We start from the raw sequence: 14047 nt of genomic DNA, 5'->3' as shown, positions 1-14047 counted from the left end.
GAAAAATGATTCTATCTTTGCACCCGCATTAACCGCACAACGGTACCTTAGCTCAGATGGTAGAGCAATGGACTGAAAATCCATGTGTCCCTGGTTCGATCCCTGGAGGTACCACCAAAACCCGAATAGCAATATTCGGGTTTTTTGTTTTTACAGCATTAAGTTGAAACGCAAAGTTCGCTAAGATTTACGCAAAAGGTTCGCAAAGTTCTAATTAAACTTTGCGAACCTTTTGCGTTTTTTCTTTGTGTCCTTTGTTGTTTTATAAAAACATTGATAGTACAAAAACCGTTTACAAAGACTCACAAAAGCTAAAAGACCTTTGCGAGCCTAGCGTAAACCTAAGCGCTCTTTGCGGTTAAAAAAAACATTGATAGCACAAAAACCGTTTACAAAGACTCACAAAAGCTAAAAGACCTTTGCTCCCGAGGTTTCGGGATTGCGTAACTCTTAGCGCTCTTTGCGGTTAAAAAAAACATTGATAACACAAAAACCGTTTACAAAGACTCACAAAAGCTAAAAAACCTTTGCGTCCCGAGGTTTCGAGATTGCGTAAATCTCAGCGCTCTTTGCGGTTAAAAAAACTATTGCTGAAATACCGAAACCGCTGGAAAGTAATATCCTGAAAAACTTACTCCTCCTGTTTTAGCTCCAGAATCGGCATTGAATAAATACAAATTATTGTTTGCAAAATTGGCACCAAATCCTGAATCAACCGTATTTACAACTAAGGTATTTTTCTTTTTATCATAACCAATTCCGGCGCCATACAATATATTAACTCCAGTCAAAGTAATAAAAGGTCGCGCCAGCGAAGCGACATCTCCGGTATACTTGTAAATTTCTTTACCGCCGCTGAAGCTTGCGTTTCTAGCAATAAAAACATCATTTTGAGCTGCAGTGATCGATCCTGGGTGCCATGCTCCCCAGCTTCCGTAAGCTTGAAAACCTAATGCAATTTCTTTTACCTCTAGCGTGTTTGAATCTATATTTATCAATTTTGTACCGCCTGCTGCCCATACTTTTTTATCCTCTGTAACAGCAAAACCCAGAACCATACTTGAAATAGTTTTTTCTACCGCAAGCGTTGCTGCATTGATCACCAAAACACCTTTTGCAGCAGACAATGCAAAAATATAGTTATTTACCTTCACGATATCTCCAACCTGTCCTGTAACACCTTCTAACTGTCCGTTTAATTCCATCGCATTAAGATTTAGTTTGAATATTCCTTTTCCAGAAGTCAGCAGCGCTTGATTTTCGTCTATTGCAACTATTGCACGCCAATCATTGCCGGCTTGAGCAGGAATTCTCTTTTCTTCTTTTAATGAGTAAGCATCGGCTACCACTACAGGTCCGGCTGCTTTTGAAACTAAAAACAACTTCTTGTTAATGATGGTCCCAAATTCTAATGTAGACGATTCTGGTTTTAGGTTTTTATCTGGATTTACTTTTACAAAAATACTGTCTTCAATGGCTTTTGTATCGTATCTGTAGAAACCGACTGTTCCTGTTCCGTGTCCATACCAGCCTTCATTAATCATAAAAAAACCATTTTCGTAAGCTCCCCATGTATGAATATCATACGTCAGCTTTACATCGCCACCGTTGTTTTTAGCAGTCATTTCAATTTTAAAATCGCCTCTTGTTTCTGGTTTAAAAGTATAAACAGAGTCAGAACTTACCCCTTTTCCGTCTACAGTCCATTGGAAAGATAGATTACTTCTGTCTTTTATTCTGGAGCTTAACCGAAGTGTCTTACCAATTGTCAAAGTATCTTTTAACTGCTGTTCGCCGCTTATTACAGGAGGTGCCGTAAAATCATCATCATTATTACATGAAATTATCAGAGTTGCTAAAGAGGCAATTGCAATTAAATGCCTGAAAAAAAATTGGGTTTTCATTATTAAATATTTAAAAAATTATCACTTGGACTTTAATCGACTACTGATTTTAGTTCATAGAGAAAATGCTACAAACGAATTGCATGACGATGCGTTTAAATGATTTTTTTAGCAGAGAAAAAGAAAAATCGAAAAAGAGAAAACTCCAAAAGGAATTGTTTTTACGATATCATATTTGCAGAAAAAAAAATCTCATAAACTTATTTTAGCTTACGAGAATAGAATAACCAAACAAATACCGGTTCACAGAAAGTGAAAAGTACTGTTCTTAATTCTAGCTTCAATCCCCGAAAGCTATTATTACTATAAAAATGGCAGGTCTTCTGACTTGCTCCCTACACCCAGCCTTCCCTTTCAAAAATGAAAAGTGACGTATTAAAGGGTTTCAGTTCATGAGCTTACAGCTGCGGGACAGTTTTGGAGTTACACCAAATTCCCTTTTAATGTCAATATTTATTCAATAATGACAACCACTTTCTGATTTAAATTTTGAGTTGCAAAACTAGGGTTTTCTTTTTTAAGAAAGAAAGCTAATAATTAATAGGTTTTAAAAACTAAAAACGAAATGTTTAGGAGAATTGACGTCTGTTTAATTCCAAAATATCTGAAAAATTGCATTTTTTCTTTTTACGTTTTACAACGAAATTTATCTATAAAAATGTGTATTGATGATCTCAAACATTTTCTTAGTTAAATTAATATTGGTATCCGCTGATTGTACTTTATAAAAATTATTCGATGGAGAAAAATATTGAACCTTCATTTCATCGTTATGCCTTACAATCATTACATAAACATTCGTATGTCCGTCATTTCTGGAACAGCTTTGATAATAATTGCCTTTTTCTAAAACTTCTTGAATAAACTTTAGTCTCTTTTTTTCTTCTACAGAAAAAACTATTTCTTCATTATTTTTCTCATTTTTTCGTAGAGCATTAAATCCTTTGTCAAGATCAATTATTATGAATCGACTGCTTCCTACATTTTCCTCCCAACGATACAATAAAACTCCATTTTTTATTTTTGAAAAATTTGCAAATTCATTTTTATAAAAATCTGATTTTTCAATAAAATGAATATATTGCCCCTGAATAACTTCAGAAGGTACTGCAGTAATTTTACATTCATTTTCAATCAGCACAGTTTGGGTTTTACACCCTATAAAAACTAAACCGATACACAATAACACAATTTGTTTCATATTTAAAAATCAGAAAACTCATCAAATATAAACGATTATAAAAATATAAAAATTAGAAAGTCAACAAATAATTGCTTTTTGTTAAAAAAGTATCAACTGAATAAAAAATTATCTTATATATTCGTAAAACTATATTTTTATCTTTATTTTACTAACAAGGTTACAAAGCAGTTTTATGAGCAAAACTTCTACTAAAGGCATTTGGAAAGTGATTTCGGCCTCTTCTATGGGCACCATGATTGAATGGTATGATTTTTATATTTTTGGCAGTCTGGCGGTTGTTATTTCAACCAAATTTTTCCCTAGCGACAATCCAACTGCAGCATTCTTATCGACTCTGGCCACTTTTGCCGCAGGGTTTGTAGTTCGTCCTTTTGGCGCTTTGTTCTTTGGAAGGCTTGGAGATATTATTGGCCGGAAATATACTTTTATGGCTACATTATTATTAATGGGCGGTTCTACTTTCTTAATAGGCTGTATTCCGAGTTATGAAACAATTGGTTTTATGGCTCCTTTATTAGTTTTGATTTTACGACTGCTTCAGGGATTAGCGCTTGGCGGTGAATATGGAGGCGCAGCGACTTATGTTGCAGAGCATGCTCCGGTTGGCCAAAAAGGATATTGGACATCCTGGATTCAGACCACCGCAACTGTGGGTTTGTTTATTTCTCTAATGGTAATTCTGGCTACAAAAAATGTGCTTTCTGCCGAAGCTTTTGATTCCTGGGGCTGGCGCGTCCCTTTTTGGGTTTCTATTGTAATGGTTGGGGTTTCGTATTTAATTAGAAAAAATATGGACGAATCGCCTGTATTTGCAAAAGCTAAAAAAGAAGGAACGACAAGTACAAATCCGTTAAAAGAAAGTTTTGGAAATCGCTACAATTTAAAATTTGTGTTACTGGCTCTGTTTGGAGCCACAATGGGACAAGGAGTCGTTTGGTACACGGGACAATTCTATGCGATGAGTTTTATGAAAACGGTTATGAATATTGATTCTTCGCAAGTAGACAGTTTGCTCGGAATTGCATTATTACTAGGAACTCCTTTTTTTATTGTTTTTGGATGGCTGAGCGACAAAGTTGGCCGAAAATACATTATGATGTCCGGAATGCTGCTGGCTATTTTATTCTACAGACCGATATACAAAATGATGTATAACACAACTGATGTGAGTTATAAGACCGAAATTGTAGAACAAACCTCTCAAAATGTTGAAAGAACCCAAAATAATGACATAATTACTACCCTTTCAAAAACCTATACGGATGGAACCTCGTATATCGAAAAGAAAACAGATTTTGCTGATAAGAAAAAATCTCAAAGCAGTATTACTATAAATATCAATTCTGCCGATGAATGGACTTTAATTTTTCTGGTTTTCATTCAGGTTTTGTTTGTTACAATGGTGTATGGTCCAATTGCGGCATTTTTAGTGGAAATGTTTCCAACTAAAATCAGATATACTTCAATGTCCCTTCCTTATCATGTAGGAAATGGAATTTTTGGAGGTTTGCTGCCAGCAATTTCAACTTACTTTGTAACACATTCAAAGGCGGCCGGAAAGAGCGATTTTTATCTCGATGGCCTTTGGTATCCTATTATTATTGCTTCGATCTGCTTTGTAATCGGAATGGTTTATATTGATAATAAAAATAAAATTAATCACCTTTAATAATTAAAACATGAATACGATCAAACAGGCTTTAGGCATTTTATGGGTTATTTTAGCAGTTGCAGCCGCTTACTTTTGCGTGTTTGAATTTGGCTTACCAAAATTATTATCAGATCAGCAAGATGATCTGGTATTTGGAATTATTATTCTTTTTATCCTGACTCCCCTGATTGTGTTGGGACTAGGTACTTTTGGTTATTTTGCAGTAATTGGAGAATATAACAATAAAAGGAAGTAACACTTTTATTATATTCAAATGAAAAAAAATATCCAAGATTTAATTAAAAATCATAACAAAAGGGCTGTCTATTTTACAATAGAACAGCCCTTTTTCATTACTAACCAAACCAAAATCTTAATCTGACGATATATTATTTTTTAATAAACTTTACAACCTGAACTTTATTTTCTTCGTTATAGGCTTTTACGAGATACAATCCTGTAGTTAAATCATTTACTTGAAATTGAAAATCGACATTGCTGCTTGTTTTAAATGATTTTACTAATTGTCCTGTAATTGCATAAATTTCTACTTTTGAAGCTGCGAAACTTAAAGTAAAATAATCCGCAACTGGATTTGGATACAAACTAATTAAGTTTCCTTTTTCAAAATTTTCTATAGCCAGATTGGCTTGTTTGTTTCCGTAAATTCTATATTCTCCCGGCGCCAGATTTATCGGAGCCGCTACGTCGGCAACATTTAGAGTGGTACTGTCCATTAGATTGTACCAAGTTCCAGTATACTGAAAATTCGGTACTAAATTCTGTGCTGTTATTTCAAAATTGGCCAATATCACAACGTCTTTTAATTGTGTTGCGGCCAGACTGCTGTTGGTAATTTTAATATTTACTGTAAGCGAATTAGCATTGATCATTGTCGGCGTCCCTAAAAACACAGGTTCTACTGTTTTTAAGGTGATCATTTTTGCCCAATCGTTATAAATTTTATTTCGATTAGAATCGCCCAGCCAGTTTTCTGTCCACTGTGGCTGTGGTTTTGTATCTAATTTACAATCGCCGGAAATTGTGCCCGAATCATCGTTGACAGTTCCGTTATTACAGGTAAAAATAGAATCATCCATTCCTAATTCTCCAAAATGCCAGATCATTTTTGGACCTGGAACCAATAAAGAAACCGCTCCAATTGCAGACATTCTAGACAAAGCTGTATTTAATGTCTTTACATTGTAAGTTCCGTTTGTTGCACCGTACTGAACATTTTTATACATCAAACGCTCTTCGTCATGGCTTTCTGCATATCCCATTAAGCGGTTTGCTGTAAAACCACGGCTAGCGCTTGTCATTCTCGAAATATTACTGTCTGACGAATATCCCATCGATAATTGATTATAAGGGTTCGTCATTTTTCCCCACATCATAATCCCTTTACTTGGAGCTTCTGTAACTCTGTAATCTGCCCATTCCTTTTCTTCGGCGTCTGTTCCTAAATGTTCAAAAATGGTATAATGTGTTGGATCAAGACTCCAAGAATAATCAGCATATTTTTTCAAGATATCTACCCTGTCCTGTTGATATGCATTGGTACAGTTCTCGTCTGAAGCCGTACAAGCCTGCGTAAATCCCTTGGTTAAATCCCAGCGGAAACCGTCTATTTTATATTCTTCAATCCATTGTTTAACAACACGTTCTACATAGTTTTGAGTTTTGAGCGATTGATGATTAAAATCCTCTCCAACGCTGTAAGTATGTGTGGCAGCAGTATTAAAATACGGATTCTCTGCTGTCGGCGAACCAAAACCATCTCCATCGGGATCGTTCATCCACATTCTTACCATCGGATTTCTCCCGAAAGCATGATTTAAAGCAACATCCAAAATAACGGCAATTCCGTTTTGATGGCATACATCGATCAATTCTTTTAGTTTATCTGAAGTTCCGTAAAATTTATCCAAAGCCATGTGAAATGAGGTATTGTACCCCCAGCTTTCATTGCCTTCAAACTCCATTACCGGCATCAATTCGATCGCATTTATTTTAAGATTTTTAAAATAATCGATCTTATCAATTAAGCTTTGATAATTTCTTGCTGCATCAAAATCTCTTACCAAAACTTCATAAACTACTAATTTTTCTTTTTCAGGTTTTACAAAATTGGTTACCTGCCAATTGTAAGGACTCTGTCCCGTTTTTAAAACTGTAACTTCAAAATTTTGTCCTCCAGGATAAGCTGGCATATTAGGGTATTTTGACGCCGGAATACCAGCATCATCATAAGGAGACAAAACCAAAGTAGAGTACGGATCAGCCGTTTTTACCATTGCTGGAGAATTAGCTAGCGGTGTTGCATCTACTACCCAATATTGATACGTATTGTTTACTCCAGAAACCAGTCCTGTAAGTTCCAGCCAAAATTTACCCGATACAGGATCTTTTTTCATGGCATAAGCCGAAGTTGGCTGCCAATTATTAAAACTTCCGGCAACGTAAACAAAATCTTTAAGTGGAGCATCTAAAACCAAAGTGGCTTTTGTAGCATCTGAACTATTATAGTTAATTCCGTCAACCAAACCAGTCGGCATCGCCTGAGAAACTGTATTCGGATTTACTACAACAGAAAACTTCTTGACAATTGTTGTTGCTCCTTGAGTAATTATCAATTCGTAGCTTTGATTATTGGTAATGTTTGTATGCGTATAAGAATAACCCGAAGTACTTGTATTGGTATTTATTGTTGCTCCGTTTGACTTCAAAATATAACTTGCTGCTCCATTTGTATTGGTTGCGGTAATATTGAAATTTGCTCCGGAAGCAATAATTGTCGTGCTGTTTTCTGCCGGAGAAGTTAATGAAGCCTGAAAAGATCCTACTTCGACTATTATATCCTGCGATTTTTTATCACCTGTTCCGTCTTTTGCCTTAACCAGAAAACCTATTCGGCCAATTCCGTTTCTCGCAAAATATACAGAGGGCGTAAATGTTTTGGTATAGGTATCCGTCCCTGCATTATAAGTAAATTTAGCTGCTTCGTTTGATGCTGTCCACGATCCGTTTGATGGGCTGTCGGACTGATTGGTGTCGTTTACATCAAAAGACCAAGACCAAAGGTATAATGCATGAGTTGCAGCTATTCCCCATGAAGTTTCGTTAACACTACTACCGTTAATGGTAATCGTAATAGGCGTGGTATCTTCAAATGCAGTTGGACTTATGGAGTATGTTACTGTCTGTACCTGAGCAAAAACAGTTACCGCCATCAATAAAAATATTGATAGTAAAGTTTTTTTCATAATAATTGTGGTTATTTGGTTAGATAGTCTGATTAAAAAAGGGCTATCCGGAGATAGCCCTTTTTCAGTTATTAACTGAAGTTTTTATTGATTTGGAATCATTACATAACTTCCGTCTAAATCATTAAAATAAATTACATATTTAGATTTTGCTACCGGAATATTATCTCCTGTGTTTACTCCAGAGAAAGGAGTTTTTGCACCCCAAGAAACATCCCATGCATCATTTGCTCTAAACTTCATTTCACCATCATTTAGTGAAGTTACGCCCAATGTCCAAATGTGCGCATTGAATGTAGATTTTACCATTGGTGTAGAAGCATCCCATCCTTTAGCCGTAGCACTTCCGATGATACCAACTGTTGAATAAGTTGCAGCACCAGCTCCAGCTGCGTATGGATCTAAAGCATAGGTTAACTTTTGAACATCCATTTTAAATTTATAGTATCCATCAGCAGGAATTTCTATACTTGCAGGATCTGCGTCAGCATCTGTTCCTCTGTAAGCTAGTGTACCTCCAGAACCTCCATACATTGGAGCCCAGCTTCCTAGGTTTTTAATCGCTTTAAAATATCCTTTTTTGAAATATCCTGTAAAAGTATATTCGTTAGCATTTGTGCCGCTTCTAAATAAGATTTGGTTTCCTTTATTGTTATCCCAGCCAGAAACTGTTGCGTCTCCAACTAAATACCAGTCATTAAAGTTATAATTTACTTTTCCTACATACGGAGTTACTGTAATCGTAATTACACCTTTTCCTGTTTGTACAAATCCGCCAGAAACATTTGAAGCGATTTTTACATCATATGCCGCTGCCACTTCTGGTTTACCGCCAAGATCAATTGCAGCTTGGTTTAAATCTTTTGCTAAAATTGAAGCTTCAGTAGCATTAGTTGTAGCTGCAAGCGTTTTTGCAGCAGTAAAGTCGCCTCCTTTTTTGTCAATCAACAAAGTATATTTTATTACTACATCTGTTGAATATTCCGCAGCTGACCAAGTAATCTTAACTGCTTCTTCTTGCGCTTTTTCAACATCCAAAACATAAGTTTGTCCTGTTGCTGGTGCAGTAATCTCAGGTATTGTAACAGAATCAAGAACTGGTCTTTCATCTACAGCATCAGCATTACATGAAACCGCTAATACACCAATAAACGCGATTAAAATTTTATATATATTTTTCATATTATTATTTTATATAAATATTAATAACCAGGATTTTGTTTCAAAGTTGGATTTGCCTGAATTGTTTTAGCAGGAATAGGCATTAAATCTCTGTATGAATCTGTAGCAGTTCCGTTCATTACTCCACCTTTCCATTGCCAGATTTTAGAACCTCCAGTAAATTTTCCAAAACGAATTAAATCAGTTCTTCTGTGGCATTCCCAGAATAATTCTCTTCCTCTTTCTGCTAATAGAAAATCAAGGGTTAAATCTGTACTCGATATTTGTGTTGCTCCCGCTCTAGTTCTAATTTGGTTAATATAGTTTACTGCAGTTGCTATATTACCAGTACTAGCGCCTCTTACAACTGCTTCTGCATACATTAAATAAGCATCAGAAACTCTAAACATTGGGAAATCTGTATCTGGAATATCAGCTCTTTGAGCAGCTGAACCATCTGCTTTTTTATTAATATATTTTGTTACAGCATAACCATCTGTAAATGTTGATATATTAGTAATATCCAGAGCTTGTCCATCTGTATAGAATGTACCTCTTTTATCTCCAGTACCAGTTACATCAGGGAAAAGTGCAACAAACTCTTTACGAGTTCTAGTTCCCTGCCATCCACCATCCATTCCTCTTGAAGCTGCATCCATACTTCCTCCAATTGAAGCATGAAGAATAAAACTCATACCTCCACCTGTTGCTCTAATAGCAACACCATCACTAATGATTGGGAATATAAATTCATTCTGAGCTCCATTTTTGTCATTATCTGCTGAAAATAAATAAGCATAAGGAACATTTGCAAATGTATATCCTGAATTAATGATTTCACTACACAAAGTAGCTACTTCATTATTTCTTTCTGTTCCAGTATATACTTTAGAGTTTAAATAAATTTGCGCTAATAAAAATTTAGCTGCAACTTTATCAATTCTACCATATTCATTTGCTCTTGCAGCTGGAAGACTACCATCTAAATCTTTCAATTCAGATTCTACAAAAGCAAAAACTTCTGCTCTTGTTTTTTGCACTGGATAAAAGAACCCTACTGGATCAGCTTCTGTTGTAATAGGCACATTACCAAATAAGTCCATTAAATTAACATAAGAAAATGCTCTTAAGAAACGAGCTTCTGCTCTAAAGGTTGCAATTTCCCCTTTTAGACTTGCATCAACACCTCTTGCTTCTAATTTTTCATCCGTAGTTTGTCTTAAAAACTCATTTGCCAAACTAATATGATACGATGCTCTAGAGTAAGTTCCGTATAAGAACTCATTTACAGGAGACCAAGTCTGCGTATTTAATGTTGGTAAAGTACCATCTGCCCATGCAATAACCGCCTCATCTGTTGGAAGCTCTTGAGTTACAAAAAGTAAACGTAAGTAACTGCTAAAATCCCCACCTAAACCAGATATATCAGCAGCTCCATCACCATCATTACCTCCTACATATAAACCAGCGTATAATTTTGCTAATACTTGCTTGTAAGATGCCGGATCTTGGAAAAAGGTTTCAGATAAAAACTCATCATCATCCTTTGGGGTCACGTTTAAATCGTCAGTACACGAAGTCAACGTCATACTTATTCCTAGAATGAATAGGAAAAAATAAGATATATATTTAAATGATATTTTCATTTTGTATGTTTTAAAATTTGTTTTTCAATGTACTATTAGAAACTTGCATTTACTCCAAACAAGAATGTTCTCGCTCTTGGGTAAACATTACCGTCTATTCCGTTGAATTTCTCCGGATCTAACCCATCATATTTTGTAAGTACAAAAACATTTTGAACACCAGCAGAGAATCTCAATGAAGCTGCTTTTAATAAAGCTTTATCTAAAGTATAGCCAATTGTAACATTATCCAATTTAATAAAAGAAGCATCTTTTATATAATAGTTAGACAAGTAACGTTGTGTACCATTATCTTCAAATTTAAAACCTGTGTTCAAATAATCCGCGCTAAGATTAGATAAATCATGATCTCTTCTCAAAGCCTGATCTGAATAGCCTAAGTTAGAATTTACGTTATCAAAGATGTAATTTCCTAAACTTGCTCTCCAGTTCATTGTAAAATCAAACTTTTTGTAGTTTAAAGTTGAGAACAATCCAAATGTATAATCTGCTGTTGGTTTTTTATATCTGTAACGATCAGATGCATCAATTTTACCATCTGCATTTCTGTCTACATAAGCTCCAGCAATTGGTTTTTTATTAGCATCATACAATTGCTCATACACAAAGAATGAGTTTGGATCATATCCAACTGTATTAATCAATATTTTGTTTCCATTTCCTCCTTGAATGTTATCACCAACTTCGTAACCTTGGAAACCAGGAACAGTTTGTCCTAAACTTTCAATTTTCTGATCTAAATAAGTAGCATTAACAGCAACATTCCAAGTCAAATTATCTTTTTTGATAATATCTGACTGAAGACTGAATTCAAGACCTTTTGTTCTTAAGTTACCAATATTGTTGAATCCTTGGTTTCTTAAGTTAGCACCATCTGGCACTAATACGTCTGCTAATAAGTCAGTTGATTTTTTGTCAAAATAGTTAAGCGAACCCGTAATTCTATCGTTTAGAAATCCAAAATCAACCCCGATGTTCATCTCAGCCAATTCTTCCCATTTAATATTTTGGTTATACCCTTCAGGTCTCGCTGTTCTGTAAACAACACCGTTAAATACATACTGTGTACCAACTGTACCTAGAGTTACCCTTCTTAAATAATCATACTGTGCAGAAATATCCTGCTGCCCTGTTGTACCATAACCAACTCTTAATTTTAAAGTAGAAAGCGTAGCATTATCTTTTAAGAAAGCCTCTTCAGCAACATTCCATGCAAAAGCACCTCCCATAAAGTTACCCCATCTATTTTCTTCAGAAAAACGAGATGTTCCGTCTCTTCTGTAATTTAAAGTCAATAAATATTTACTATCCCAACCTAAATTTAAACGACCAAAATAAGACTGTAAATTGATATCTGGATCAGTGATAACATCTTCATTTCTAGTTTCAACTGGCTGTGTAAGCGCTCCTGATTGGTATTTTTCTTTTTGAAACAATTGGTAGTTATATCCAGCTGTAGCGTCTAATTTAAGTTTTCCTAAATTTTTAGTATATACAAAATAGGTATTTAAGTTTTTATTTTGAAGATCATCAGTGTAAGTATCATAGTTTCCTAAATTCACATAACCTACTCCGGTAAAAGGAACTGGTTGAAATCCTAGAATACTTTCTGTACTTTGTCTGTTATAACCGCTGCTGTCAAATCTATCGATACCAGCTTCGGCAACAAATCTTAAATCTTCAAAGAAATGGAATTTATAATCTAAGCTGATGTTACCCCATTTTCTGGTAGATTTAGATCTTTTATCCTCTTGGTTCAATCTTGCAACTGGATTTTTAGCTGGTAATAATGCAATATTTCCGTTTGGTTCTAACCATTCAAAATATCCTCCATAACGAGAACCCGCCTGATAAGGAGACTGCGTTGGATCAAAACTAATTGCTGAACCAATAACAGCATTTTCATCCTGAAATTGATTTTTGCTGAAAGATAGATTTCCGCTAATATCAATTTTCAAGTGGTTGTCAAACAACACTGGGTTTAACGATATCGATGTCGTTGTTCTTTCAAAAGAAGTATTTCTTAGGATTCCAGGATTACTTACATTTCCGACAGATAAACGTACCGGTAATTTATTGAATAATGCACCGCTTACAGAGATGTTGTTATTTGTTGTTAATGCAGTATGGAAAATTTCTTTCTGCCAGTTAGTACTTGCAGTCCCCATTGTTGCTTTTTGCTCTTCATTTCCTAATGTGTTTACCAAATTACGGAATTGATCTGCGCTTAAAACATCTACAGTATTAGCAATAGTATTAACACCAACTTGTGAGCTGAAGTTTACTTTTACACCACCTTTTGTTCCTTTTTTAGTAGTAATTACGATTACACCATTTGCTGCACGAGAACCGTAGATCGCAGCTGCAGAAGCATCTTTAAGAACTGTAAATGACTCAATATCATTAGGATCAATAGTAGATAGAATACTTGTAGCACCACTAGGGACAGCATTACTTAACGGAAGCCCGTCTAAGATAATTAATGGATCGTTTGAAGCACTTAAAGAAGATCCTCCACGAATTCTAATATCTGCTTTTGCTCCTGGAGCTCCTCCACCTACAACATTAACACCAGCGATACGTCCGCCGATTAAGCTTTCTGGAGTAACGTTGATTCCTTTATTAAATTCTTTAGCAGAAATTTGAGATACAGATCCTGTTGCGTCTTTTTTCTTAACAGTTCCGTAACCTACTTGCACCACAACTTCTTGAAGCTGGTTGGTATCTTCTTCTAAAGAAACGTTTAATGTTTTTTGTCCGGTAAAATCAATCGTTTGCGTTTTGTATCCAATAAAAGAAATAACGATTTTACTGCCGCTTTTAACATTTGACAGTTGGTAATTACCATCAAATCCTGTTGATGCGCCATTTGGTGCACCTTGTACATTTACATTTACCCCAGGTATTGGCTGACCTGTTGCCTTATCGACAACATTCCCGTTTAAAGTGCTTTGAGCTAACACTGTAAATGGCAACAATAGGAATAAAAATAACAACTTTTTGTAAATTGTTTTCATACTTTTTGTTTAAATTAGTTTTGAGTTTTTGAACGTTAGTTAAGTTTTTAATTTTACTTCGAATTTCAAAATTATGAATTTATTAACGTGCTCGACCAGAGACATTTTATTATGCGTTACGAAAACGTGGTAGTGTTGAAAACTTTCTATATTTTGTAATCTTTTCAGTCAAAAATTATCAATTCTAAAAATATTAGA

The 14047-nt window shown here is 35.1% G+C and carries 8 protein-coding genes, 1 tRNA gene and 1 riboswitch; of the genes, 3 read left to right on the top strand and 6 right to left on the bottom strand.

The annotated features are described in order from the left end of the window. Positions 1–41: 41 nt before the first annotated feature. A tRNA-Phe gene (locus C4F50_RS09830) sits at positions 42–117 on the top strand. Between the two features lie 467 nt (positions 118–584). On the opposite strand, the gene C4F50_RS09825 is transcribed toward C4F50_RS09830, so the two are convergent. Both C4F50_RS09825 and C4F50_RS09820 read right to left on the bottom strand, forming a co-directional pair. Beyond that, positions 585–1904, bottom strand: a complete 1320-nt coding sequence (locus C4F50_RS09825; protein WP_193846421.1) for a DUF5074 domain-containing protein — start codon at positions 1902–1904, stop codon at positions 585–587. Positions 1905–2200: 296 nt separating this feature from the next. Then, a riboswitch (cobalamin riboswitch) is annotated at positions 2201–2394 on the bottom strand. 156 nt (positions 2395–2550) lie between these two features. After that, positions 2551–3105, bottom strand: a complete 555-nt coding sequence (locus C4F50_RS09820) for a hypothetical protein (protein WP_193846419.1) — start codon at positions 3103–3105, stop codon at positions 2551–2553. A gap of 175 nt (positions 3106–3280) precedes the next feature. Between C4F50_RS09820 and C4F50_RS09815 the strand changes: the two genes are divergently transcribed. Beyond that, positions 3281–4777, top strand: a complete 1497-nt coding sequence (locus tag C4F50_RS09815) for an MFS transporter (protein ID WP_193846417.1) — start codon at positions 3281–3283, stop codon at positions 4775–4777. 10 nt (positions 4778–4787) lie between these two features. Further along, on the top strand, positions 4788–5015 hold the full coding sequence (locus tag C4F50_RS09810; protein WP_193846415.1) for a DUF6814 family protein: 228 nt from the start codon (positions 4788–4790) through the stop codon (positions 5013–5015). A gap of 133 nt (positions 5016–5148) precedes the next feature. On the opposite strand, the gene C4F50_RS09805 is transcribed toward C4F50_RS09810, so the two are convergent. From C4F50_RS09805 to C4F50_RS09790, 4 genes are all read right to left on the bottom strand, one after another. Next, positions 5149–8025, bottom strand: a complete 2877-nt coding sequence (locus C4F50_RS09805) for an alpha-amylase family glycosyl hydrolase (RefSeq protein WP_193846413.1) — start codon at positions 8023–8025, stop codon at positions 5149–5151. Between the two features lie 84 nt (positions 8026–8109). After that, entirely contained in the window at positions 8110–9207 is a 1098-nt protein-coding gene (locus C4F50_RS09800) for a SusE domain-containing protein (RefSeq protein ID WP_193846411.1), read from the bottom strand. 20 nt (positions 9208–9227) lie between these two features. Continuing rightward, positions 9228–10832, bottom strand: coding sequence for a RagB/SusD family nutrient uptake outer membrane protein (locus tag C4F50_RS09795; RefSeq protein WP_193846409.1), 1605 nt, complete (start codon positions 10830–10832; stop codon positions 9228–9230). 35 nt (positions 10833–10867) lie between these two features. Next, complete coding sequence (locus C4F50_RS09790; RefSeq protein WP_193846407.1) at positions 10868–13849, bottom strand: SusC/RagA family TonB-linked outer membrane protein; 2982 nt, start codon at positions 13847–13849, stop codon at positions 10868–10870. Between the last annotated feature and the right edge of the window lie 198 nt (positions 13850–14047).

The sequence above is a fragment of the Flavobacterium hungaricum genome (assembly GCF_015182285.1).
Lineage (GTDB): Bacteria > Bacteroidota > Bacteroidia > Flavobacteriales > Flavobacteriaceae > Flavobacterium > Flavobacterium hungaricum.
Note: the sequence above shows the minus strand (reverse complement) of the source record. Positions and strands in the feature narration are given on the sequence as shown.

Excerpts from the sequence above, each read along its gene's own strand:
- C4F50_RS09825 (WP_193846421.1), bottom strand. The coding sequence starts at position 1,904 with ATGAAAACCCAATTTTTTTTCAGGCATTTAATTGCAATTGCCTCTTTA.
- C4F50_RS09820 (WP_193846419.1), bottom strand. The coding sequence starts at position 3,105 with ATGAAACAAATTGTGTTATTGTGTATCGGTTTAGTTTTTATAGGGTGT.
- C4F50_RS09815 (WP_193846417.1), top strand. The coding sequence starts at position 3,281 with ATGAGCAAAACTTCTACTAAAGGCATTTGGAAAGTGATTTCGGCCTCT.
- C4F50_RS09810 (WP_193846415.1), top strand. The coding sequence starts at position 4,788 with ATGAATACGATCAAACAGGCTTTAGGCATTTTATGGGTTATTTTAGCA.
- C4F50_RS09805 (WP_193846413.1), bottom strand. The coding sequence starts at position 8,025 with ATGAAAAAAACTTTACTATCAATATTTTTATTGATGGCGGTAACTGTT.
- C4F50_RS09800 (WP_193846411.1), bottom strand. The coding sequence starts at position 9,207 with ATGAAAAATATATATAAAATTTTAATCGCGTTTATTGGTGTATTAGCG.
- C4F50_RS09795 (WP_193846409.1), bottom strand. The coding sequence starts at position 10,832 with ATGAAAATATCATTTAAATATATATCTTATTTTTTCCTATTCATTCTA.
- C4F50_RS09790 (WP_193846407.1), bottom strand. The coding sequence starts at position 13,849 with ATGAAAACAATTTACAAAAAGTTGTTATTTTTATTCCTATTGTTGCCA.